21 protein-coding genes are annotated in these 19,907 nt (G+C 66.6%); 9 read left to right on the top strand and 12 right to left on the bottom strand.

Annotation, left to right across the window (positions count from 1 at the left end; genetic code table 11):
* The 6 genes from ACYP33_RS22510 to ACYP33_RS22535 all read right to left on the bottom strand — a co-directional run.
* Positions 1-275 (bottom strand): DUF2946 family protein (locus ACYP33_RS22510; RefSeq protein WP_459623993.1); only part of this gene is annotated, 275 nt, incomplete at its 3' end.
* A gap of 329 nt (positions 276-604) precedes the next feature.
* Complete coding sequence (locus ACYP33_RS22515; protein WP_414441426.1) at positions 605-832, bottom strand: hypothetical protein; 228 nt, start codon at positions 830-832, stop codon at positions 605-607.
* Between the two features lie 420 nt (positions 833-1,252).
* Positions 1,253-1,975 (bottom strand): amino acid ABC transporter ATP-binding protein, encoded by a 723-nt coding sequence (locus ACYP33_RS22520; protein ID WP_414441427.1) that lies wholly within the window; start codon positions 1,973-1,975, stop codon positions 1,253-1,255.
* Positions 1,962-2,612, bottom strand: coding sequence for an amino acid ABC transporter permease (locus tag ACYP33_RS22525; protein WP_414441428.1), 651 nt, complete (start codon positions 2,610-2,612; stop codon positions 1,962-1,964). Before ACYP33_RS22525 ends, ACYP33_RS22520 begins: the two co-directional genes overlap by 14 nt.
* On the bottom strand, positions 2,609-3,298 hold the full coding sequence (locus ACYP33_RS22530) for an amino acid ABC transporter permease (RefSeq protein ID WP_459623994.1): 690 nt from the start codon (positions 3,296-3,298) through the stop codon (positions 2,609-2,611). Before ACYP33_RS22530 ends, ACYP33_RS22525 begins: the two co-directional genes overlap by 4 nt.
* A 122-nt stretch (positions 3,299-3,420) precedes the next feature.
* Positions 3,421-4,230, bottom strand: coding sequence for a transporter substrate-binding domain-containing protein (locus ACYP33_RS22535; protein WP_459623995.1), 810 nt, complete (start codon positions 4,228-4,230; stop codon positions 3,421-3,423).
* A gap of 454 nt (positions 4,231-4,684) precedes the next feature.
* Between ACYP33_RS22535 and ACYP33_RS22540 the strand changes: the two genes are divergently transcribed.
* Complete coding sequence (locus ACYP33_RS22540; protein WP_414441431.1) at positions 4,685-5,206, top strand: sigma-70 family RNA polymerase sigma factor; 522 nt, start codon at positions 4,685-4,687, stop codon at positions 5,204-5,206.
* Between the two features lie 98 nt (positions 5,207-5,304).
* Here ACYP33_RS22540 and ACYP33_RS22545 read toward each other — a convergent pair whose 3' ends face one another.
* Both ACYP33_RS22545 and ACYP33_RS22550 read right to left on the bottom strand, forming a co-directional pair.
* Complete coding sequence (locus tag ACYP33_RS22545; RefSeq protein ID WP_459623996.1) at positions 5,305-5,724, bottom strand: CopD family protein; 420 nt, start codon at positions 5,722-5,724, stop codon at positions 5,305-5,307.
* Positions 5,721-6,050 carry a DUF3817 domain-containing protein gene (locus ACYP33_RS22550; protein ID WP_459623997.1) on the bottom strand — a complete coding sequence of 110 codons (330 nt, stop codon included), beginning with the start codon at positions 6,048-6,050 and terminating at the stop codon, positions 5,721-5,723. Before ACYP33_RS22550 ends, ACYP33_RS22545 begins: the two co-directional genes overlap by 4 nt.
* Positions 6,051-6,200: 150 nt before the next feature.
* On the opposite strand from ACYP33_RS22550, the gene ACYP33_RS22555 reads away from it, so the two are divergent.
* The 5 genes from ACYP33_RS22555 (at position 6,201) to ACYP33_RS22575 (ending at position 12,807) form a co-directional block, all read left to right on the top strand.
* Positions 6,201-7,142, top strand: coding sequence for a GlxA family transcriptional regulator (locus ACYP33_RS22555; RefSeq protein WP_459623998.1), 942 nt, complete (start codon positions 6,201-6,203; stop codon positions 7,140-7,142).
* Between the two features lie 221 nt (positions 7,143-7,363).
* A complete protein-coding gene (locus tag ACYP33_RS22560; RefSeq protein ID WP_459623999.1) occupies positions 7,364-8,092 on the top strand; it encodes a gluconate 2-dehydrogenase subunit 3 family protein in 729 nt (242 codons plus the stop codon).
* Positions 8,089-9,867 (top strand): GMC family oxidoreductase, encoded by a 1,779-nt coding sequence (locus tag ACYP33_RS22565; protein ID WP_414441961.1) that lies wholly within the window; start codon positions 8,089-8,091, stop codon positions 9,865-9,867. Before ACYP33_RS22560 ends, ACYP33_RS22565 begins: the two co-directional genes overlap by 4 nt.
* A gap of 77 nt (positions 9,868-9,944) precedes the next feature.
* The gene (locus ACYP33_RS22570; protein ID WP_459624074.1) at positions 9,945-11,393 is read left to right on the top strand and encodes a c-type cytochrome; all 1,449 of its coding nucleotides are present in this window, start codon (positions 9,945-9,947) and stop codon (positions 11,391-11,393) included.
* Complete coding sequence (locus ACYP33_RS22575; RefSeq protein ID WP_459624000.1) at positions 11,353-12,807, top strand: sensor histidine kinase; 1,455 nt, start codon at positions 11,353-11,355, stop codon at positions 12,805-12,807. The genes ACYP33_RS22570 and ACYP33_RS22575 overlap by 41 nt, the downstream gene beginning before the upstream one ends.
* Positions 12,808-12,931: 124 nt before the next feature.
* Here ACYP33_RS22575 and ACYP33_RS22580 read toward each other — a convergent pair whose 3' ends face one another.
* Both ACYP33_RS22580 and ACYP33_RS22585 read right to left on the bottom strand, forming a co-directional pair.
* Positions 12,932-13,480, bottom strand: coding sequence for a lysozyme inhibitor LprI family protein (locus ACYP33_RS22580; protein WP_459624001.1), 549 nt, complete (start codon positions 13,478-13,480; stop codon positions 12,932-12,934).
* A 25-nt stretch (positions 13,481-13,505) separates the two neighbouring features.
* Positions 13,506-14,423: a LysR family transcriptional regulator gene (locus ACYP33_RS22585; protein WP_459624002.1), complete on the bottom strand. Its 918-nt coding sequence runs from the start codon at positions 14,421-14,423 to the stop codon at positions 13,506-13,508.
* A gap of 158 nt (positions 14,424-14,581) precedes the next feature.
* Here ACYP33_RS22585 and ACYP33_RS22590 point away from each other — a divergent pair, with 158 nt between their 5' ends.
* A complete protein-coding gene (locus ACYP33_RS22590; RefSeq protein WP_459624003.1) occupies positions 14,582-16,279 on the top strand; it encodes an amidase in 1,698 nt (565 codons plus the stop codon).
* A 124-nt stretch (positions 16,280-16,403) separates the two neighbouring features.
* On the opposite strand, the gene ACYP33_RS22595 is transcribed toward ACYP33_RS22590, so the two are convergent.
* The gene (locus ACYP33_RS22595; protein WP_459624004.1) at positions 16,404-17,144 is read right to left on the bottom strand and encodes an SDR family NAD(P)-dependent oxidoreductase; all 741 of its coding nucleotides are present in this window, start codon (positions 17,142-17,144) and stop codon (positions 16,404-16,406) included.
* Between the two features lie 71 nt (positions 17,145-17,215).
* On the opposite strand from ACYP33_RS22595, the gene ACYP33_RS22600 reads away from it, so the two are divergent.
* Positions 17,216-18,145: a LysR family transcriptional regulator gene (locus ACYP33_RS22600; RefSeq protein WP_459624005.1), complete on the top strand. Its 930-nt coding sequence runs from the start codon at positions 17,216-17,218 to the stop codon at positions 18,143-18,145.
* A 190-nt stretch (positions 18,146-18,335) separates the two neighbouring features.
* On the top strand, positions 18,336-18,884 hold the full coding sequence (locus tag ACYP33_RS22605; protein WP_459624006.1) for a hypothetical protein: 549 nt from the start codon (positions 18,336-18,338) through the stop codon (positions 18,882-18,884).
* Between the two features lie 798 nt (positions 18,885-19,682).
* Here the strand turns inward: ACYP33_RS22605 and ACYP33_RS22610 are convergent.
* Positions 19,683-19,895: a hypothetical protein gene (locus ACYP33_RS22610; protein ID WP_459624007.1), complete on the bottom strand. Its 213-nt coding sequence runs from the start codon at positions 19,893-19,895 to the stop codon at positions 19,683-19,685.
* Positions 19,896-19,907: the final 12 nt, after the last annotated feature.

Here is a 19,907-nt window from a genome sequence, read left to right on the forward strand (position 1 = left end):
ACGCGGCGCTGGAACAACGCGGCGGCCGTTGCGGCGCCGGGCGGCGCGTAGACATGCGAGGCCGCGAGCGTGCAGTAGCCGCAGGCGGACAGCGCGTCGTGCGGTTGCCCCGGCCGGCCCGGATGCTGCGCCGCGGCGCAGATCGGCGCGTCCGGCCGCTGCGCGGCAGCGGCCTCCTCCAGCTGGCTGGCGAGCGGCATCAGGACCAGCAGCCAGACGGCAAGCAGGCCGAGCCAGGCGGTCAGACGGCGGCGGAAGGGAGAGGACGACGGCATCGCGCGATGGTAAACCAGTGCGCACGGTTTTGCGTCGTTTGTGAGGCAGCCGCGACGGCGCCGTGGGCGTTCGTCGCGAGAAGTGGGGCGATTTGTCGCGCCCGGAAATGCGGGGTCGGTACGTGGCGGCGGCGCTCAGGCCCGCATGGGCGCGCACGCGGGCATGGCGATGCAGTGGCCGTCGAACGGCCGGTGCCTCAACGGCGCGACGATCGTTTCAACTGAAGTTTCAACCGCACGCGCGCCAACGCAGCGAAACCGCCAGCGCAGCGAACCCGGCGCATGTCGGCCGAATTCGCCGAAACGACCCGCTGCGCCATCCAACCCTCTCACACGTAGTCGCGCCCATCCGGTGCGCTCGACGCAAGCCGCCCGGCGGCGGCCAGCACCGAGCGGCCGGTGGCCGTCAGGGCCGGGCGCGCGACGCCGTCCGCGTGCGGTTCGACCGAAACCAGGCGATGGGCGAGCAGGGCATCGATCTCGACGCGGCCCGGATCGATGCCGTCCGGTGCGCCGTGAATCAGCATCAGGGTGGCGAGTTCATGGGGGCTCAACATGGTGGACTCCGAAGGCAGGGCAACCGCGCGGCGGCGCGGGACATCGGACATGCCGTAGTGACGTGAAGCCATGATGACGGGCGGCGTGAAACATGGAGCAGCGAGCCGGCATCGATACGGCGGCGAGCCGAACGCGGCGGGGTGCGTCGGCGTGGCCTTGCCTGCGCTGTCGGTGCGACAGCGGGGCGGCACGCGCGCTGCGTTCGTTACGTTGACATGGACTCGCTCGGGAACGCGGCCGTTCCCGCGAAGCGTGTTACCGGCGATCACGAGCGCGAGGGGCCGTAACGATCGGCGCTGACGCGCCGCACAAGCCGCGTGCCGAGGTTCGGCGCGGCGGCACGCACGGCTGCGAGCGCGCGGCGATGCTGCGCCGCAAGGCGCAGCCGCATGCCGCTTACAACAGGCGCAGGGTGCGCCTTACTGCTGGATGAACCGTTGCAGTTCGATCGTCTGCGGCGCCTCGAAGATCTGCTCCGGCGGCCCGCTTTCCCACACGCGGCCCTGGTGCATGAACACCACCTGATCGCTGACCGCGCGCGCGAAGCGCATCTCGTGCGTGACCATGATCAGCGTCATGTCTTCCTTGGCGAGTTGCTCGACCACGCCGAGCACTTCCGCCACGAGTTCCGGATCGAGCGCCGAGGTGATCTCGTCGCACAGCAGCACGGCCGGCTTCATCGCCAGCGCCCGCGCGATCGCCACGCGCTGCTGCTGCCCGCCCGACAGTTGCTCGGGAAACGCATCGAACTTTTCGCCCAATCCCACGCGTTCGAGCATCAGCTCGGCGATGGCCCGCGCCTGATGCTTGTTGGTCTGCTTGACCACCGTCTGCGCCAGCATCACGTTCTGCCCGGCGCTTAGGTGCGGGAACAGGTTGTATTGCTGGAACACCATGCCCACCTTCAGGCGCAGCGCGCGCAGGTCGCCGCGTCGTGCATCCACGGTGGTGCCGTCGATCGTGATCGAGCCGGCGTCGATGCTCTCCAGCCCGTTCAGCGTGCGCAGGAACGTGCTCTTGCCCGAGCCGCTGCGGCCGATGATGGTCACCACCTGGCCGGGCTCGACGCTGAAGTCGATGCCTTTCAGCACGTGGTTCTGGCCGAAGTTCTTTTCGAGGGCGCGGGTTTCAACGAGCGGCATGCCATTTCCTTTGCAGCGAGCGCGCCCAGCGGGTCAGCGGATAGCAGAGCGCGAAGTAGATGAGGGCGACCAGGCCATAGACGAGAAACGGCTGGAACGTCGCGTTCGAGATCACCTGGCCGGCCTTGGTCAATTCGGTGAAGCCGATGATGGACACCAGCGCGGTGTCCTTGATCGCCTGCACGCCGAAGCCGACGGTCGGCCCGATGGCGATGCGCGCCGCCTGCGGCAGGATCACGTGGCGCAATTGTTCGAGATAGCTCATCGCCAGGCTCGACGACGCTTCCCATTGCCCGCGCGGCACCGCTTCCACGCAGCCGCGCCAGATCTCGGCCAGGTAGGCGCTGGTGAAGAACGTCAGGCCGAGCGTGGCGGCCACCCACGGCGGCACGTCGAGGCCGAGCAGCGGCAGGCCGAAGAACACCACGAACAACTGCATCAGCAGCGGCGTGCCCTGGAACACCTCGATATAGACCTTGACGATGCCGCGCAGCAGCGCGTTGTTCGACACGCGCATCGCGAGCAGCACCAGCGCCACCGCGCCGCCCAGCGCGAACGACACCAGCGACAGCACCACCGTCCAGCGCGCGGCCAGCAGCAGGTTGGCGAGGATCTGGCCAAACGTGAATTCGATCATCGCGCGCCTCCCGTGGCGCGGCGCGCGAACAGGCGGCGGCCGGCGGTGTTCAGCGCGAAGCGCAGCACCAGCGCCATCGCCAGATAGCCGAGCGTGATCACGAAGTAGGTTTCGAACGCCCGGAAGTTGCGCGACTGGATATAGCTGGCCGCGTAGGTCAGGTCGGTCACCGAGATCTGCGAGACCACCGCCGAGCCGAGCATGGTGATGACGATCTGGCTCGTCAGCGCCGGGAACACCTTGGCGAACGCCTGCGGCAGCACCACGTGGCGGAACGCCTGGGCGCGCGACATCGCCAGCGCGGCGGCCGCCTCGTGATGGCCGCGCGGCACGGCGGCCATGCCGGCGCGCACGATTTCCACCGAATAGGCGCCGAGGTTCAGCGTCATCGCCAGCACGGCGGCCGTGACCTCGCCGATATGGATGCCGAGCGCGGGCAGGCCGAAGAACACGAAGAACAGTTGCACCAGGAACGGCGTGTTGCGGATTGCCTCGACGTAGGCGCCGGTCGCGCCGCGCAGCCAGGCGAGGCCCGGCGCGCGGGTGTCGTGCGCGGCCGCGCCGAGCACGCCGAGGCTCAGGCCGAGCACGGTCGACACGGCTGTCAGCGCGAGCGTGGTGGCGGCGCCGCTCGCGAACATGCCCGCGTACTCGGCAAGCTCGCCGAACTGAAGCTGGTAGGTCATCTCGAATGCGGATCGGTGGAAGGAGTCGGTCGGCGGCGCACCCGCCGCCGCGGCTGAAAGCGGCGCGGCGGCGGGGGCACGAGGCCGGAAGCGGGCAGGCGCGCGGTGCGCGCCGTTACACGTTACAGGCCGGCCGGCAGCGGCTGGCCCAGCCACTTCTTCGAGATCGCGTCGAGCGCGCCGTCCTTCTTGGCCTGGGCGAGCGCGGCATCGACCTTGGCGAGCAGGCGCGGTTCGTTCTTGTTCAGGCCCACGAAGCACGGCGAGTTCTTGATCACGAACTTGGTTTCGGGACGGCGCGGCGGGTTCTTGGCGAGGATCGCCGCGGCCACGATATTGCCCGCCGCGATCAGTTGCACCTGGCCGGACAGGAACGCCTGGATGGTGGCGTTGTTGTCCTCGAAGCGCTTGATGGTGGCGTTCGGCGCCATCTGCGTCAGGGCGATTTCCTCCAGCGCGCCGCGCGTCGCGCCGACGGTCTTGCCGGTCAGGTCGGCGGGGCCGGCGACCTTGATGTCGGCCGGGCCGAACACGCCCTGGAAGTACGGGCCGTAGGCGGTGGAGAAATCGATCACCTTCTCGCGGTCGGGCGTCTTGCCGAGCGACGAGATCACCAGATCGACCTTGTTGGTCGTCAGGTACGGAATGCGGTTCGCGCTGTTGACCGGCACCAGCTTGAGCTTCACGCCGAGCGACTTGGCCAGCAGGGCGGCCGTGTCGATGTCATAGCCTTGCGGCTGCATGTCGGTGCCGACCGAACCGAACGGCGGATAGTCTTCCGGCACCGCCACGCGCAACTCGCCGCTCTTGGCGATTGTGTCGAGCGCATCGGCCTGGGCGGCGGGCGCGCCGAGCACCAGCAGGGCGGGAGCGGCGAGCAGCGCGGCGAGCCAGGCGCGGCGGGAGGCGGTACGGTTCGATCGAAAGTCCATCGCGAGTTCTCTGTAGGTGTTGTCGTCAGTCGGTCGGGCCGTCGGCCGGCCCCCGCTTTCATTTAGCAAGAGCCGGGCCATGCGACGGCAGGCTGGTCTAACCAGCTTCGACGGCGATGGGGGAGGGCGATGCACCGTTTTCGAGCGGAGCGCGTGCGTCATTCGGGTGCGAGGCGGCCGGAAAGCGCCGAAAGCGGGCGTGGCATGGGCCTTCGGTGGCAAATGACGGCCCGAAACGCAGCGTGACGCGTCGAGCGGATGCGTTCGAACGGGGAGGTTTCATTTGTTCATACTGGTATGACCAGTCGAGCAAACGCATTAACCGGGTTGATCACGGCCATGTCGCCCTGCATCGATCGATTGCGCAACGCCGATGATTCTATAAAATGCGAATCATTCTTATCTTCACTTCGAAATCGAATCGAAGTGTTTGTCGCAAAAAGGGGTTGTTTCGATGTCCGCTGTTCGATCCGACGTGCAACGTGAAGTGAGCGCGTTGTATCACGACCATCATGCGTGGCTGCAGGGCTGGCTGCGCCGCAAGCTCGGCAACGCGTCGGACGCCGCCGACCTGGCCCAGGACACGTTCGCGCGGGTGCTGACCGCTTGGGCCGGCGCCGATTTCGACCCCCGCGAACTGCGCGAGCCGCGCGCCTACCTCACGACGGTGGCCGGCCGGCTGGCGCTCAATCACTACCGCCGCCGCTCGCTCGAACGCGCCTGGTTCGACGCGCTGGCGCTGATGCCCGAGGCGATGACGCCGTCGGTCGAGGCGCGCTGCCTGATCCTCGAAACGCTGCACGAAATCGACGCGATGCTCGACCGGCTGCCGGCCAAGGTGCGCGGCGCGTTCCTGTTGTCGCAGCTCGAAGGGCTGACGTACGCGGAGATCGCGGAGCGGCAGGGCATCAGCGAGCGGACGGTCAAGCGGTATATGTCGGCGGCTTACGACGCGTGTTTCTTGCTGGCGTCGTGAGTGTCTGGCGGCGCGATGGTCCCTTCAAGACGGCTTGGCGACCGCCGGTGTCGCAATGCCTGGTGGCGTCGTGAGCGTCTGACGGCGCGACGGTCTCTTCAAAACGGCTTGACGACTGCCAGTATCGCAATGCCTGCCACCAGCACCACCACGGTCGGCGCGGCTCGCCACGGCCGGGCCGCCGCACTGCGCCGCAGCGCGCTCAAGCGCCCCGACTGCACGCCGTGCAAGCCCGACAGCAGCACCACCAACACGAGTTTGACGATCAGCCAGCGCCCGCTGTCGAACCAGTGCCCCATCGTCGCCAGCCCTAGGCCGAGGCCCCACACCAGCAACATGGCGGGCGTGGTGACGTAGCGGTCCCAGCGTTCGAGCACGGCGGCGAGCGCCTGCGCGCCCGCCGCGTGCGGTGCGGCCGACAGGCACAGCGCGCCCGCGCTCACCCCTACCACGAACATCAGCGCCGCCGCGACGTGCAGCGCCTTGAGCCACGGATACAGCACCGCAAGCGTCATCATCGGGCCGCCTCGGCTCGCTGCGTGGCGATGCGGCGCGACAGGCGCGCGGCATTGACGAAGCCGCCGAACGGCACGAGCGCCAGCCCCAGCAGCGCGGCCGTGTCGGCGCCGCGCCAGTTCGCTTCGGACGCCGTGCGCAGCGCGAGCCAGCCGTGCACGAGGAACGTGAGGCCGTGCACCGGCCCCATCAGATGCACGGCCCAGTTCGCGCCGGCCAGATGCTTGAGCGGCACGGCCACGCAGAGCAGCAGGAGCAGCGTGATCGCCTCGGCAATGCAGGAGATGCGCAGGCGGCGCAACGCGACGAGGGGGGAAGGAGGGGGCATGTCGGTCTCGCGGTCGGATGTTGGGGCGGGAGTGCATTTATAACGCCCGCGCGGACACCGGCGAGAGTGGCAGGATTGACGAAATCAGATCGTTTACTGCCATCGGCTGATAAAGTTCGTTTTCCCTTTCCTCGATTGCCCCCGCCCGTCATGCGAACCGTCGTCATCCTGGCGCTGCAAGGCGTCGTCCCGTCCGATCTCGGCATTCCCTGCGATGTATTCGGCCGCGTGCTCGACGCCGGCGGCGCGCCCGCCTATCGCGTGCGGGTGGCGGGCGAGGCGGCGCGCGTCAGCGCGGGCGCGTTCGAGATTCGCGCGCCGTTCGGGCTGGCGGCGCTGGCCGACGCGGACATGGTGGTGGTGCCCGGCATCGAGAACGCGCGGCGCCCGCAGTCGGCCGCCGTCACGCGCGCCTTGCGGGCCGCGAGCGAGCGCGGCGCGCTGGTGACCTCGATCTGCACGGGCGCGTTCGTGCTGGCCGCCGCGGGCCTGCTGGACGGGCGACGCGCCACCACGCACTGGGCCGCCGCCGAGGAACTGGCGCGCCGCTATCCCGCCGTGTCGGTGGACCCCGGCGTGCTGTTCGTCGACGACGGCCCGATCGTGACTTCGGCCGGCGCGTCGGCCGGCCTCGACATGTGCCTGCACCTGGTGCGCCGGCATCACGGCCAGGCCATCGCCGCGCACGCCGCGCGGCTGGCGGTGGCGCCGCTGCATCGCGACGGCGGCCAGGCGCAGTTCATTCACCAGCAGGCGCCGGCGCCGCGCGACAGCCTGGCGGGCGTGGTCGACTGGATGGTGACCCACCTCGACCAGCCGCTCGACGTCGCCACGCTGGCCGCCCAGGCCTGCATGACGCCGCGCACGTTCGCGCGCCGGTTCCGCGACCAGACCGGCACCACGCCGATCCAGTGGCTGCTGCGGCAGCGCATCCGCCGCGCGCAGGAATGGCTCGAAACGGGGCCGGCGTCGATCGAGCAGATCGCTGCCGCGACCGGTTTCGATTCCCCCGTGACGTTCCGCGCGCGCTTCCAACGCTTCGTCGGTGTGTCGCCAAGCGCCTACCGCAAGCGCTTCTCCCGTCCCGTCTGACGCCGCCCGGCACCCCGTCGCGCGATTGATGCCAATCATGCAATAAGCCGTTGCGACTGGATATCGCACAATGGAACCGGTTCCATTTATACTGCGAGCGCCAAATTGCGTCGAAACGAAAAATCCGGCTGCGGTATCGCGTATTTTTCGAGATGGCGGGGCCGTGGCGTTCGACGCCTGTCGTCCCGCACCCGTCGCTCCCATCACGAACGGACCCCATCATGACCACCCCTCCCGACAAGCCGGGCTCGCGACGCCGTTTCCTGCAGACGACGATTGCGCTCGTCCCGGCCGCTTCGCTGGCCGGCTGCGATCTCGGCCAGCCAAGCGCTGCGGCTTCTGCTCAGACGTCGTCCCAGGCCGCCGCCAGCGGCCCCTACAAGCCGCGCTTTTTCGATACCGCCGAATGGGCGTTCGTGAGCGCCGCCTGCGACCGCCTGATTCCCGCCGATGCCGAAGGCCCCGGCGCGCTCGAAGCCGGTGCGCCCGAATTCATTGATCGTCAGATGGATACGCCGTATGCGCACGGCGCGACCTGGTACATGCAGGGGCCGTTCCAGGAAGGCGCGCCCGAACTGGGCTACCAGCTCAAGCTGGTGCCGCGCGACATCTACCGGCTCGGCATCGCGGCGGTGAACCGCTATTGCCGCACCGCCTACGGCAAGCCGTTCGCGGACCTCGATGCGGCCACGCGCGACGGCGTGCTCGGCGCGCTCGAAGCCGGCAAGGTGGAGCTGGGCGACGTGCCGGCCAAGACGTTCTTCGGGCAACTGCTGCAGAACACGCGCGAAGGCTATTTCTGCGACCCGGTGCACGGCGGCAACCGCGAGATGGCCGCGTGGAAGATGATCGGCTTCCCCGGCGCGCGCGCGGATTTCATGGATTTCGTCAATCAGGACGGCAAGGCCTATCCGTACGCGCCGCTGTCGATCAATGGGGAGCGTGGCTGATGGCCGAGAAGAAACCGCATGTCGATGCCGTGGTGGTGGGCTTCGGCTGGACCGGCGCGATCCTCGCGAAGGAATTGACCGAGGCGGGGCTGTCGGTGGTGGCGCTGGAGCGCGGCGAATATCGCGACACGTACCCCGACGGCGCTTACCCGAACACGCTCGACGAACTGACCTACAGCGTGCGCAAGAAGCTGTTCCTCGACCTGTCGAAGACGACCGTGTCGATCCGCCACGCGCCCGGCGACACCGCGCTGCCGTATCGCCAGCTCGCGGCGTTCCTGCCCGGCGAGGGCGTGGGCGGCGCGGGGCTGCACTGGTCGGGCGTGCATTTCCGGATCACGCCCGAGGAGCTGCGCCTGCGCAGCCATTACGAGGAGCGCTACGGCAAGCGGTTCATCCCCGAAGGCATGACGATCCAGGATTACGGCGTCAGCTACGAGGAACTCGAACCGTATTTCGATTTCGCCGAGAAGGTGTTCGGCACCTCGGGGCAGGCCTATCGCGTGGACGGCAAGGTGGTGGGCGACGGCAACGTGTTCGAGGCCAGCCGCAGCAACCCCTTTCCGTTGCCCGCGCAACTGAATACCTACTCGGCGCAGCGTTTCTCCGACGCCGCCAGATCGATCGGGCTGCATCCGTACCGGCTGCCGTCGGCCAACACGTCGGGGCCGTACACGAACCCGTACGGCGTGCAGATGGGGCCGTGCAATTTCTGCGGCTATTGCAGCGGCTACGCCTGCTACATGTATTCGAAGGCGTCGCCGAACCTGAACATCCTGCCCGCGCTCAAGCAGGAGCCGAAGTTCGAGCTGCGTTCGAAGTGCCATGTGTTGCGCGTCGAACTCGACGGCGACAAGAAACGCGCCACCGGCGTGACCTATGTCGATCCGGCCGGCCGCGAGGTGTTCCAGCCGGCCGATCTCGTGATCGTGGCCGCGTTCCAGTATCACAACGTGCATCTGCTGCTGCTGTCGGGCATCGGCAAGCCCTACGACCCGGTGTCGGGCGAGGGCGTGGTGGGGCGCAACTTCGCGTACCAGAACCTCTCGACCATCAAGGCGTTCTTCGACAAGGACACCTGGACGAACCCGTTCGTGGGCGCGGGCGGCAACGGCGTGGCCGTCGACGATTTCAACGCCGACAACTTCGACCACGGGCCGCTCGGCTTCGTCGGCGGGTCGCCGTTGTGGGTCAACCAGGCCGGCACCAAGCCGATCAGCGGCATCGCCACGCCGGCCGGCACGCCAGCTTGGGGCTCGGCGTGGAAGAAGGCCGTCAAGGACAACTACGCGCATACCGTGTCGATGGACGCGCACGGCTCGAACATGTCGTACCGCGACGTGTTCCTCGATCTCGATCCGACCTACCGCGATTCGTACGGCCAGCCGTTGCTGCGCATGACGTTCGACTGGAAGGACAACGACATCAAGATGGCGCAGTACGTGACCGGCCAGATGAAGAAGATCGCCGAGGCGATGGGGCCGAAGGCGATCGGCGTGTCGACGCGCGAGTTCGGCAAGCACTTCGATGCGCGGCAGTACCAGACCACCCACCTCGTCGGCGGCGCGGTGATGGGCACCGACCCGAAGACCAGCGTGCTGAACCGCTATTTGCAGAGCTGGGACGTGCACAACGTGTTCGTGATGGGCGCGTCGGCGTTTCCGCAGGGGATCGGCTACAACCCCACCGGGCTGGTGGCCGCGCTGGCCTACTGGTCGGCGCGCGCGATCCGCACGCAGTATCTGAAGAACCCCGGCCCGTTGGTGAGCGTATGAAGCAGAGCATCTTTTCGAAGGGCGCGCGTTTGGCGCGGGCGGCGGCAGTGGTGATGGCGATGGCCGGGGTGGTGGCGATGGCCGGGGTGGTGGCGGTTGTGGCGTGGCCGGCGGCTCAGGCGTGGGCCGACGGGGCTGCGGCTTCGACGGCTGCGGTATCGGCTTCGGCTTCGGCATCGGCTGCGGCTGCGGCTGCGGCTGCGGCTGCGGCTGCGGCTGCGGCTGCGGCATCGACATCGGCTTCCATTTCAGCCTCGGTCTCGGCTTCCTCCGTCACTGCCGCCGACCTGCTCAAGCGCGGTGAATATCTGGCGCGGGCCGGCGATTGCATTGCCTGCCACACCGCGTCGGGCGGCAAGCCGTTCGCGGGCGGCCTGAAGTTCGCCACGCCGATCGGCACGATCTATTCGACCAACATCACGCCGGACCCCGCCAGCGGCATCGGCGGCTGGAGCCTGGCCGATTTCGATCGCGCCGTGCGTTCGGGCGTGCGCAAGAACGGCGACACGCTGTACCCGGCGATGCCGTATCCGTCGTACGCGCGCTTGTCCGACGAAGACGTGCGCGCGATGTACGCATACTTCATGCACGGCGTGACGCCGGTCGAGCAGGCCAACCGGCCCGTGGATATCGTCTGGCCGCTGTCGATGCGCTGGCCGCTCGGCATCTGGCGCAAGCTGTACGCGCCTGCGCCGCAGCCGTTCGACGCCGCGCGCTACCCCGACGCCGTGCTCGCGCGTGGCGCCTACCTCGTGCAGGGCCTCGGCCATTGCGGCGCGTGCCACACGCCGCGCGCGCCGACCATGCAGGAGCGCGCGCTGACCGATGCCGACGGCCTCGATTTCCTGGCCGGCGGCGCGGCCATCGACGGCTGGGTGCCCACCAGCCTGCGCGGCGAGCCACGCACCGGCCTCGGCACGTGGTCCGAGCCGCAGATCGTGCAGTTCCTGAAGAGCGGCCGCAACGCCCACACCGCGGCGTTCGGCGGCATGACCGACGTGGTCGATCACAGCATGCAGTACCTCAGCGATGCCGACCTGAACGCGATGGCGCGTTACCTGAAGACCTTGCCGCCGCGCGCGACCGGCGAGACGCCGTACGCGTACGACGACGCGGCCGCCAAGGCGCTGCGCGCCGGCGACGCGGGCAAGGCCGGCGCGGCTGTCTACGTCGACAACTGCATGGCCTGCCATCGCAGCGACGGCCGCGGCTACACGCGCGTGTTCCCGGCGCTCGGCGGCAACCCGGTGGTGCAGGGTACCGATCCGGCTTCGCTGATTCACGTGGTGCTGGAAGGCGCGGCGCTGAACGGCACGCACACCGCGCCGTCGACGTTCACGATGCCGCCGTTCGGCTGGCGGCTGTCGGATCAGGAAGTGGCGGAGGTCGCGACGTTCGTGCGCACGAGTTGGGGCAACAGCGGGGCGCCGGTGACGGCCGCGCAGGTGGCGAAGCTGCGCAAGACGTATCCGGGCACGCGGCCCGATGCACCGGCGGGGGCGAGCTTCGGGCGAACGGGGCGGTAGGCGCTGGTGTGGCCCCTTGCCGAGGGATCGGCCTGTCGCTGCGGCGTGCGATCCTCCGGCGAAATGCCGCAGGCCCGAGGCTATAATCGCGAATCTCCCGTGTGGGCGTGAGGTTTCGACCGCGCCAGACGATGCGGCCCGGGTGGGCTGCCGAGCACACGGCGCAGCGGGGTGTTGCATGAAAAACGAACCAGGGGTGTCGCCGGATTCGCACGAATCGATTGCGCGCGATATCGGCGCCGTGACTCGCATCAGCGCGGTGCCTTCCATCCTGCAAATGATCTGCGACGAGACGGGCATGGGCTTCGCGGCCGTCGCGCGCGTGACCGACGCTACCTGGACGGCTTGCGCGGTGCTGGACAACGTCGATTTCGGCCTGAAGCCGGGCGGCCAGCTCGAGCTGAAAACCACGCTGTGTTTCGAATCCCGCGCGCTCAACGCGCCCATCGTCATCGACCAGTTCAGCCAGGACGCCACCTATCGCGGCCATCACACCGGGCAGATATACGGGCTGGAAAGCTATATTTCGATTCCTATCGTGCTGCCGAACGGCAGCTATTTCGGCAACCTGTGTGCGATCGATTCGCGGCCGGCGAAGGTATCGGAGCCGCGCATCGTGCGCATGTTCGAGGTGTTCGCCCAACTGATCGGCATGCAACTCGATAACGAACTGCGCCTGTGGTCGGCCGACGCGATGTTGAGGAAGGAGAAGGAGACGGCGGGCTTGCGCGAGCAGTTCATCGCGGTGCTGTGCCACGACCTTCGCAACCCGCTGTCCACCGTCAACGCCACGGCGGAGTGGCTGGTCCGGCGCCCGTCGGAGCCCGAGGTGGTCGCGGCCGGCCAGCGCCTGCGACGCACCGTGAGCCGGATGACGGGCCTGATCGCCGACATGATGGATTTCGCGCGGGGGCAGTTCGGTGCGGGCATCGCCATGTCGATCGAGACGGTGGAGCTGCTCGACACGCATCTGTTTGCGGTGGTCGACGAGCTGACCGTGGCCAATCCCACTCGCGTGATCGTGTCCGACATATCCGTCGCGCCCTCTGTGCAGGTCGATCTGCGCCGAATGCAGCAGCTTCTGTCGAACCTGCTCGGCAACGCGTTGACGCATGGCGCGCAGGATCAGCCGATCCGTGTCGACGTGAGCCACGTTCAGGACATCCTGTCGATCTCGGTCACCAATGGGGGCAATCCGATTCCGGAGCATCTGCTGCCGAGGCTGTTCGAGCCGTACTGGCGGTCACCCGGCAGTCAGCTCGGCGGCGGGCTGGGCTTGGGCCTGTTCATTTGCCATCAGATCGCGATCGCGCATGGCGGAACGCTGGAGGTGCGCTCCAGCCTGGAAGGCGGGACCACGTTCTGCGCCCGGCTGCCGGCGATGCAAACGGTCGCCAAGGCGCAAGTCGATTGAGATGGCCACGTGGCCGCGGCTACCTTAAAAGCGGTTTGACGTGATTCGCTTCACAAATGGGGCGCGCCGGGTTCGGGATCGGCATGTGGTTTCTCATCGCGATTCGCAGCGGCCCCATGCACCATCAATTCGCCAGGCGCGACTCGAGTTCATCCGCACGCGCGTCCGTTTTGCGCAATTCGCAATCGGGCAGCGTCGAGCCGCCGTTGCCGCTCTGGCATTCCTCGTCGCGGTTTTTCAGCCAGGCCAGTTCGTCGGCCTTCAGCGCCTTGCGCTTGGCCTGATCGCTGCCGTATTTATGGGCCAGTTTCCCGTAGACCTTGTTCAGGCGCGTGTCCTGAATCGCCAATTCCTTTTCGACACACAGGTCGAGCTGCACCGCGTTGCCGGCCGCGCGATCGCGGCAGGCCGCATATTCGGGGGACGTTTCGGCGAAACTGTTTTGCGAAAGGATCAGGCATGCGCCGGACAACACGAGCAGCTTTTTCATTCGGAATGAATCCTGGTTGATTTGATTGGGATATGACGTCATGTGCCGCAGGATGGCGGGCGTCATGATACGGCCAGATTTACCGGGATAACCGTGTTTTCGGCATTGAAATATTTTTGAAAGAAAATTAGACCCATGCCGAATAATCGAATTCGGCATGAATTGATAATCGGTGATTTTCATTCACCGATTCCGTCGAAACTCATCGTTAATCGGCCGGCCCGGCTTCGCCGATGCGCAACTGCGTCTTCAGGTAATGCAGGAACGCCTGCAGCTTCGGCGACGGCGCGCGCTCGCGCGGGAACAGCGCGTTGAAATCCTGTGGCGGCCCGATCCAGTCGGGCAGCACGCGAACCAGCCGCCCGGCTTCGACCTCGGGCGCCATGCCGGCGTCCATCGCCAGCAGCAGGCCCAGGCCGGCGCGCGCCGCGTCGAGCACCAGCGCCGGATCGCTGGCCACGATCACCGGCTCCACGACGTAGCGCGCCGGCTTGCGGCCGGCCTTGCGCAGCGGCCAGAGGTAGCCGCTGTCGCTGCGTGCCTGATGCAGGGCGAGCACGGGGTGTTGCAGCAGTTCGTCCGGCGTGGCCGGCGCGCCGTGCCGTTCGACATAGGCGGGGCTGGCGTAGACGGCGGTGGAGAAGGTGCCGAGCCGCCGCGCCACCAGGCTCGAATCGGGCAGCGCGCCGAGCCGCAGCGCGACATCCACGTCCTCGCCGAACAGGTCGATCGGGATATGCGAGGCGACGATGTCGAGCCGCACGTCGGGGTAGCGCGTGCAGAAGCCGGCGATCAGCGGCGCGATCCAGGTCGCGCCGAACGAGTAGGGCAGCGTCACGCGCAGCCAGCCGCCGGGCGTGCCGCGAATGCGCTGCACGGCGTGCTCGGCCGCGTCGAGCTGCCCGGCGATCGCGCGGCAATGCTCGAAGTAGGCGGTGCCCGCTTCGGTGAGGCGCAGCTTGCGCGTGGTCCGGTGCAACAGGTGCGCGCCGAGGTGCGCCTCCAGTTCGCGCACGCGCCGGCTGACGGTGGTTTTCGGGGTTTGCAAGGCGGTGGCAGCGGCGGTGAAGCTGCCCGATCGAACCACTTGCAGGAACACCAGCGTGTCGTTGAGGTCGCGGCTCATCGGCGGAAAGGCGGGCGAGGGTGGGCGGTCATGGCGGCAGATTAGCACGCCGATCGTGCCACCCATGGCGCAATCCTTGCCGCTTTGACCGACTAATCGGCCGCCTCGCCAACCCCTATCGTGTGACCTTCTCCATCGCTTCCAACGGGAAGGCATCCATGAACCTCAACGAATACGCGAGCCACGACGCCATCGGCCTGGCGCAACGCGTCGCAGCAGGCGACGTGACCGCGTCGGAACTGGCCGAGTTGGCCCGTCGGGCGATCGACGCCGTCAACCCCGAGATCAACGCCGTGATCGAGCACTGGCCCGCCGAGGGTGGCGTTGGCGACGCTGGCGGTATCGGCAACTCCGATATGGGCACCCGCAACGCGGACACCCGCAATGCTGACACCCGCGATACCGATGCCCGCAACGCAGACGCCCGCAACGCAGACGCCCGCAACACAGACGCTCGCAATGCAGACGGCCGCAATGCAGACGGCCGCAACACAGACGCTCGCAATGCAGACGGCCGCAACACAGACGCTCGCAATGCAGACGCTCGCAACGCCGACACCCGCACCGCCGGCACCGCGCAGCCGGCCGCCGGCCCGCTCTCCGGCGTGCCGTTTCTGATCAAGGATCTTGCGGTTTCGATGCGCGGCAAGCGCGTCGAACTGGGCAGCCGGCTCGCGGCGGGCCTGGTGGCCGAACACGACTCCTGGCTGATGTCGCGGTTTCGCGCGGCCGGGCTGCAGACGATCGGCCGCACCACCACGCCGGAGATGGCGTTCAGCACCGCGACCGAATCGGTGCAGCAGGGCGCGACGCGCAACCCGTGGCACACGGCACTGAGCGCGGGCGGCTCCAGCGGCGGATCGGCCGCCGCCGTGGCGGCCGGCGCGGTGCCGCTCGCGCATGCCACGGACGCGGCCGGCTCGATCCGCGTGCCGGCCGCCAGCACCGGCCTGTTCGGCCTGAAGCCCACGCGCGGGCGCAGCTCGAACGGCCCCGCGCTCGACGAGGTGTTCGCGGGCTTCGGCGTGCAACTGGGCGTGAGCCGCAGCGTGCGCGACAGCGCCGCGCTGCTCGACGCGATCCAGGGGCACGCGAGCGGCGACCCGTACGTGACGGCCGCGCCGCCGCGCAGCTTCCTGTCGGAAGTGGGCCGCGAGCCGGGCGCACTGACGATCGGCGTGATGATCGATCCATGGGACGCGAGCCGCACCGACCCCGCCATCGCGGCGGCCACGCGCGCCACCGTTCGACTGCTCGAAGACCTCGGCCATACGGTGATCGAGATGCGGCCGTCGCTCGGCATGTCGTGGGAGGCGTTCGTCGAACTGAACGCGACGATCTGGACGGCCACGCTGGTGGGCTGGATCGACGCTCTGGCGGCGGCCACCGGCCGCCCGATCGATCTCACGACGCTGGAGCCGGCCACGCTGGCCTGTTTTCGTCATGGCCAAGCGGCGCGCGCATCGGAATTCGCGGCGGCGCTGGCGGGGCGCAACACGGTGGCGCGTGCGGTGGGCGGCTGGTTCGAGGCGGTGGACGTGCTGCTCACGCCGACGCTGCCGCAGATGCCGCCCGCCATCGGCGTGTACGGCGCGGGCGCCGACGCGATGACGGGCCTCGAATGGACCGCGCGCGTGTTCGGCCATGCGCCGTTCACGCCGCCGTTCAATGTCGCGGGCGTGCCGGCGATGTCGGTGCCGCTCGAAACGCATCCGCAATCGGGCCTGCCGATCGGCCTGCAGTTCGCGGCGGGTTTTGCGCGTGAAGACACCTTGTTGCGGCTCGCCGGGCAACTGGAGCGCGCGCGGCCGTGGGCTGGTCGTCGGCCGGTGGTGTGGGCGGGTGATCGCGGTTGAGGCGGGACGGAGCGGGCCTCTGAGGCCGGTACTCGACGCCGGCACCCGAGGCCGAACCCGAGGCCAGCACCCGAGGCCAGCACCGAACCCGCCACAGCCCCACTCGGCCACGCATCCGACCGTGTCAGAACACCAACCCCCCCGCCACATCAATCGTCGAGCCCGTCACCCAGCCCGCGTCGTCCGACACGGCGAACGACACCGCCGCCGCGATGTCGGCCGGCTTGCCGGAGCGGCCGAGCGGCGTCTTCTCGATGAGCGGCGCGAGCAGTTCGCGCGGGATGTGGCTGTTGCCTTCGGTGTCGGTGAAGCCGGGCGCGATGCCGACCACGCGGATCGCGCGCGGGGCGAGTTCGAGCGCGAGCGAGCGCGTCAGCGTGTCGACCGCGCCCTTGGTCGCGCAGTACACGTGCGCCATCCCGGTCGGGCTTTTCGCCACCCCGGAACTGATGTTCACGATCACGCCGCCGTCGGGCAACGCGCGCGCGGCGGCTTGCGTCATCAGCAGCAGGCCGCGCACGTTCACGCCGAAGTGCCGGTCGATCGATTCGGCGCTGAAGGTGTCGATCGAATCGATCGCGTAGATGCCGGCGTTGTTGACGAGGATGTCGAGCCGCCCGAACGCGGCGAGCGTGGCCTCGACCAGCGCCTGCGGGCCGCCGTGCTCGGCCACGTCGGCCTGCACGGCGACGGCTTCTCCGCCCGCCGCCACGATGCGTTTCACCAGCGCGTGCGCCGGTTCGGCGTCGCGCGTGTAGTTGACGACCACCTTCGCGCCGTCCGCCGCCAGCCGCAACGCGATGCCCGCGCCGATGCCCTTCGAAGATCCCGTCACGATGGCCGTCTTGCCTGCGAGTCGCGTCATGCCTGCTCCTGATTGTGAAGTGAGCCTGTATGCTAGGCGCCACCTTGGCCCGGATAAAGCGGTGGAACGGGATGAACCATGAAGATGGGCTTCACAATCGAATGATCTCGCCGGAGATGCTGCCCGGCATCGCGGCGTTTGCGCGAGTCGCGCATCACAGCAGCTTCACGCGCGCGGCCAACGAGCTGGGCGTATCGACCTCGGCGCTGTCGCAGACGCTGCGCGCGCTGGAAGCGCGGCTCGGCGTGCGCCTGCTCGAACGCTCGACGCGCAAGGTGGGCCTGACCGAAATCGGCCGGCGCTTTCTCGACAGCGCGCAGCCGGCGCTCGACGCGCTGCACGGCGCCGTCAACGACGTGCACGACCGCCGCGACCGCCCGGCCGGGTTGCTGCGGCTGAACGTGTCGCGCGTGGCCGCCGACATCCTCGTGATGCCGCACCTGACGCCGTTCCTGGAGGCCTATCCCGACATCACCGTCGAGCTGCATTGCGACAACGCGCTGGTGGACAGCGTCGCGGGCGGCTTCGACGGCGGCATCCGCCTGCTGGAGAATCTGGCGCAGGACGTGGTGTCGGTGCCGCTGGGCGGCGCGCAGCGGCTCGCGACGGTGGCCGCGCCGCATTACCTCGACGGCCGGACGATGCCGCGCGAGCCGGCCGATCTGGCTGCGCACCGCTGCCTGAACGTGCGGCTGGAGGGCGGCATTTTTCGCTGGGAGTTTCAGGAGGGCGCGCGAACGTTCAACGTGGATACGCCCGGGCCGTTCCTGACCAACGACGGCGATCTGCTGCTGTCGGCGATTCGCAGTGGCGCGGGCATCGGCTGCACGCTCGAAGCGGTAGTGGCCGACGACATTCGCGCCGGCCGGCTGGTGGCGCTGCTTGAGCCGTGGTGGCCGAGTTTTCCCGGGTTTCATCTTTATTATTCGAGCCGCATTCATGTGCCGCGCAAGCTGCGGGCGTTTATTGATTTCATGCAGGCGCGTGGGGCGGTCAGCTGATTGTTGTCCCGACGTGCGCATCGAGATATTTCTTTCTGTAATGCATTGCAATCAACTGCGTTTCTGGAAAATTTTCGGCGTAGGTCATTGATCTATACACTAAGTAAATTTTGAATTTTGGATTCATCTCTTCGTCGTCACGATGCTTCTTGCTTGAGAGCGAAAAATTATGATTGGAGGTGTATGTAAGATGAAAATGGAAAGATTGGGGGTTGATTTAACAAGGCGTCGGAATTTCCATTTGGTTCTATTGATTGCCATGTATTTAATCGTGGTGATTATGCCTGCAATTCTCGACATTTTGTTTCCTCCTCCTTCTTCTTCTGCAATGTTGCAAAGAACGCCAATAAAAATTATTTCCGCAAAATCGACCGTGCCAAATGTGGTGGGGGAAATTTCGTCCGGTCGAGTAATTTCGGCAAATTTTGCGCAAAGCACAATGCTCTTCCCAATTGGGAAGGTTCGCTACTTTGGGATTCCGGAGAGTGCTATTAATCAACTTGCAGGATGTTCCGGCTGGGCTGAGTTCGACGTCACAAAAAATTTTCTGTATCCGAAGTATCGAATTTGGGTAATGAGTTGCGGCGATGCTCATCTTGATAAAAGGCAATCGGAAAATTATTTCCGATCAACCAGAAAGACAGGATATATAGTTTCCATCCTGGAAAGTTTTCTATTTTTAATTTTGGCGCTGGTTGTTTGTATTTCAAATAGGAGGCCAAATGGCCGGCGTGAATGAAGTCGTGCCGCCGCAGGGGTTGATTACATTCATTAGCTCGACTGACACCTTGAGAGTGCCAGCGAAATGCGCAAGTGCTGCGATGCGAATCAGCGGCAGATGGGTACTGGGTAGCTTGATGCCAGGCCGCGCCGGCCCCTTGCGCAGCCGATCCAATTAAAAGTAAGAAAATGCTGATTGTCACTCTCGGTTTTAGTCTCATTCTTGTTAACCGATCTGCATGATACAGTTCGTTGCGCGAGGTAAGGGGCCGCGTGTTTTGCCGTCATATTATTGGAAATGGCGCCAGGAGATCGAATAATTGCCCAGTTGAAGATCGATCGCTTGCTCGAAATTCTCGATGCCAAGGAAGTTTTTCGATCTAACACGGCTTCATTGACTCCAGCGTTCCGCTCTTGTCCTTGTGCATGTTCTCGCACGCAAAGATCGAGAATCTAGGCCGGATTCCGAATTGTTGTCAGGGGCGTCGCCAGGCCCATGGCGCGTAAACGTCACCCCGGGCGCCAGATTTATGCAACAAAGCCGGTGGCAATGACGGCGAATAGGCGAACTGTGTCCGATTGCGTGCATGTCGGCTTGTTTGAATCAGGCAGATTTGCCGAGCAATGGTTTATTTCCTTATTGGAGGTTTCGTGAAGAGGGTTCTGTTCGAATTCGTGGTTCCGATTGTGGTGATTTTCCTGCTCTGTATCGCAGTTAATTTCATCGGGGTCGAGACGGGGGTCTATGGACGTATAAATAACAGCAATTTGACGACTGCCCTGAATTCCATCGTGGCTGTCGTCGTATTTTTTATTATCAAATTTGTATTTGAAAGGAGAGTTCGTTCATGACGCAAGCTTTTGCGCGGCGCTGCCCGCCGAGCCGAGCGGCAGCATGATCGGTGATATTTCCGATGGCTTGTCGGTCCTGGCCGAGAAAGAGCTGCAACTGCTTGCCGCCTGCGGGGTAGGCGGCGCGACCCTGGGCGGTCTCCAGGGCGCGGTGGGTGGTATCGGCAGTGCGCAACATCACGAGCGGCGG

The sequence above is a fragment of the Burkholderia sp. 3C genome, from assembly GCF_054589155.1.

Coding starts and splice junctions, on each gene's coding strand:
- ACYP33_RS22580 (WP_459624001.1), bottom strand. CDS start 13,480: ATGAAAATCACCGATTATCAATTCATGCCGAATTCGATTATTCGGCAT.
- ACYP33_RS22605 (WP_459624006.1), top strand. CDS start 18,336: ATGAAAATGGAAAGATTGGGGGTTGATTTAACAAGGCGTCGGAATTTC.
- ACYP33_RS22600 (WP_459624005.1), top strand. CDS start 17,216: ATGAACCATGAAGATGGGCTTCACAATCGAATGATCTCGCCGGAGATG.
- ACYP33_RS22570 (WP_459624074.1), top strand. CDS start 9,945: ATGGCCGGGGTGGTGGCGGTTGTGGCGTGGCCGGCGGCTCAGGCGTGG.
- ACYP33_RS22535 (WP_459623995.1), bottom strand. CDS start 4,230: ATGGACTTTCGATCGAACCGTACCGCCTCCCGCCGCGCCTGGCTCGCC.
- ACYP33_RS22575 (WP_459624000.1), top strand. CDS start 11,353: ATGCACCGGCGGGGGCGAGCTTCGGGCGAACGGGGCGGTAGGCGCTGG.
- ACYP33_RS22520 (WP_414441427.1), bottom strand. CDS start 1,975: ATGCCGCTCGTTGAAACCCGCGCCCTCGAAAAGAACTTCGGCCAGAAC.
- ACYP33_RS22530 (WP_459623994.1), bottom strand. CDS start 3,298: ATGACCTACCAGCTTCAGTTCGGCGAGCTTGCCGAGTACGCGGGCATG.
- ACYP33_RS22560 (WP_459623999.1), top strand. CDS start 7,364: ATGACCACCCCTCCCGACAAGCCGGGCTCGCGACGCCGTTTCCTGCAG.
- ACYP33_RS22515 (WP_414441426.1), bottom strand. CDS start 832: ATGTTGAGCCCCCATGAACTCGCCACCCTGATGCTGATTCACGGCGCA.
- ACYP33_RS22555 (WP_459623998.1), top strand. CDS start 6,201: ATGCGAACCGTCGTCATCCTGGCGCTGCAAGGCGTCGTCCCGTCCGAT.
- ACYP33_RS22595 (WP_459624004.1), bottom strand. CDS start 17,144: ATGACGCGACTCGCAGGCAAGACGGCCATCGTGACGGGATCTTCGAAG.
- ACYP33_RS22585 (WP_459624002.1), bottom strand. CDS start 14,423: ATGAGCCGCGACCTCAACGACACGCTGGTGTTCCTGCAAGTGGTTCGA.
- ACYP33_RS22540 (WP_414441431.1), top strand. CDS start 4,685: ATGTCCGCTGTTCGATCCGACGTGCAACGTGAAGTGAGCGCGTTGTAT.
- ACYP33_RS22525 (WP_414441428.1), bottom strand. CDS start 2,612: ATGATCGAATTCACGTTTGGCCAGATCCTCGCCAACCTGCTGCTGGCC.
- ACYP33_RS22610 (WP_459624007.1), bottom strand. CDS start 19,895: ATGTTGCGCACTGCCGATACCACCCACCGCGCCCTGGAGACCGCCCAG.
- ACYP33_RS22550 (WP_459623997.1), bottom strand. CDS start 6,050: ATGCCCCCTCCTTCCCCCCTCGTCGCGTTGCGCCGCCTGCGCATCTCC.
- ACYP33_RS22545 (WP_459623996.1), bottom strand. CDS start 5,724: ATGATGACGCTTGCGGTGCTGTATCCGTGGCTCAAGGCGCTGCACGTC.
- ACYP33_RS22590 (WP_459624003.1), top strand. CDS start 14,582: ATGAACCTCAACGAATACGCGAGCCACGACGCCATCGGCCTGGCGCAA.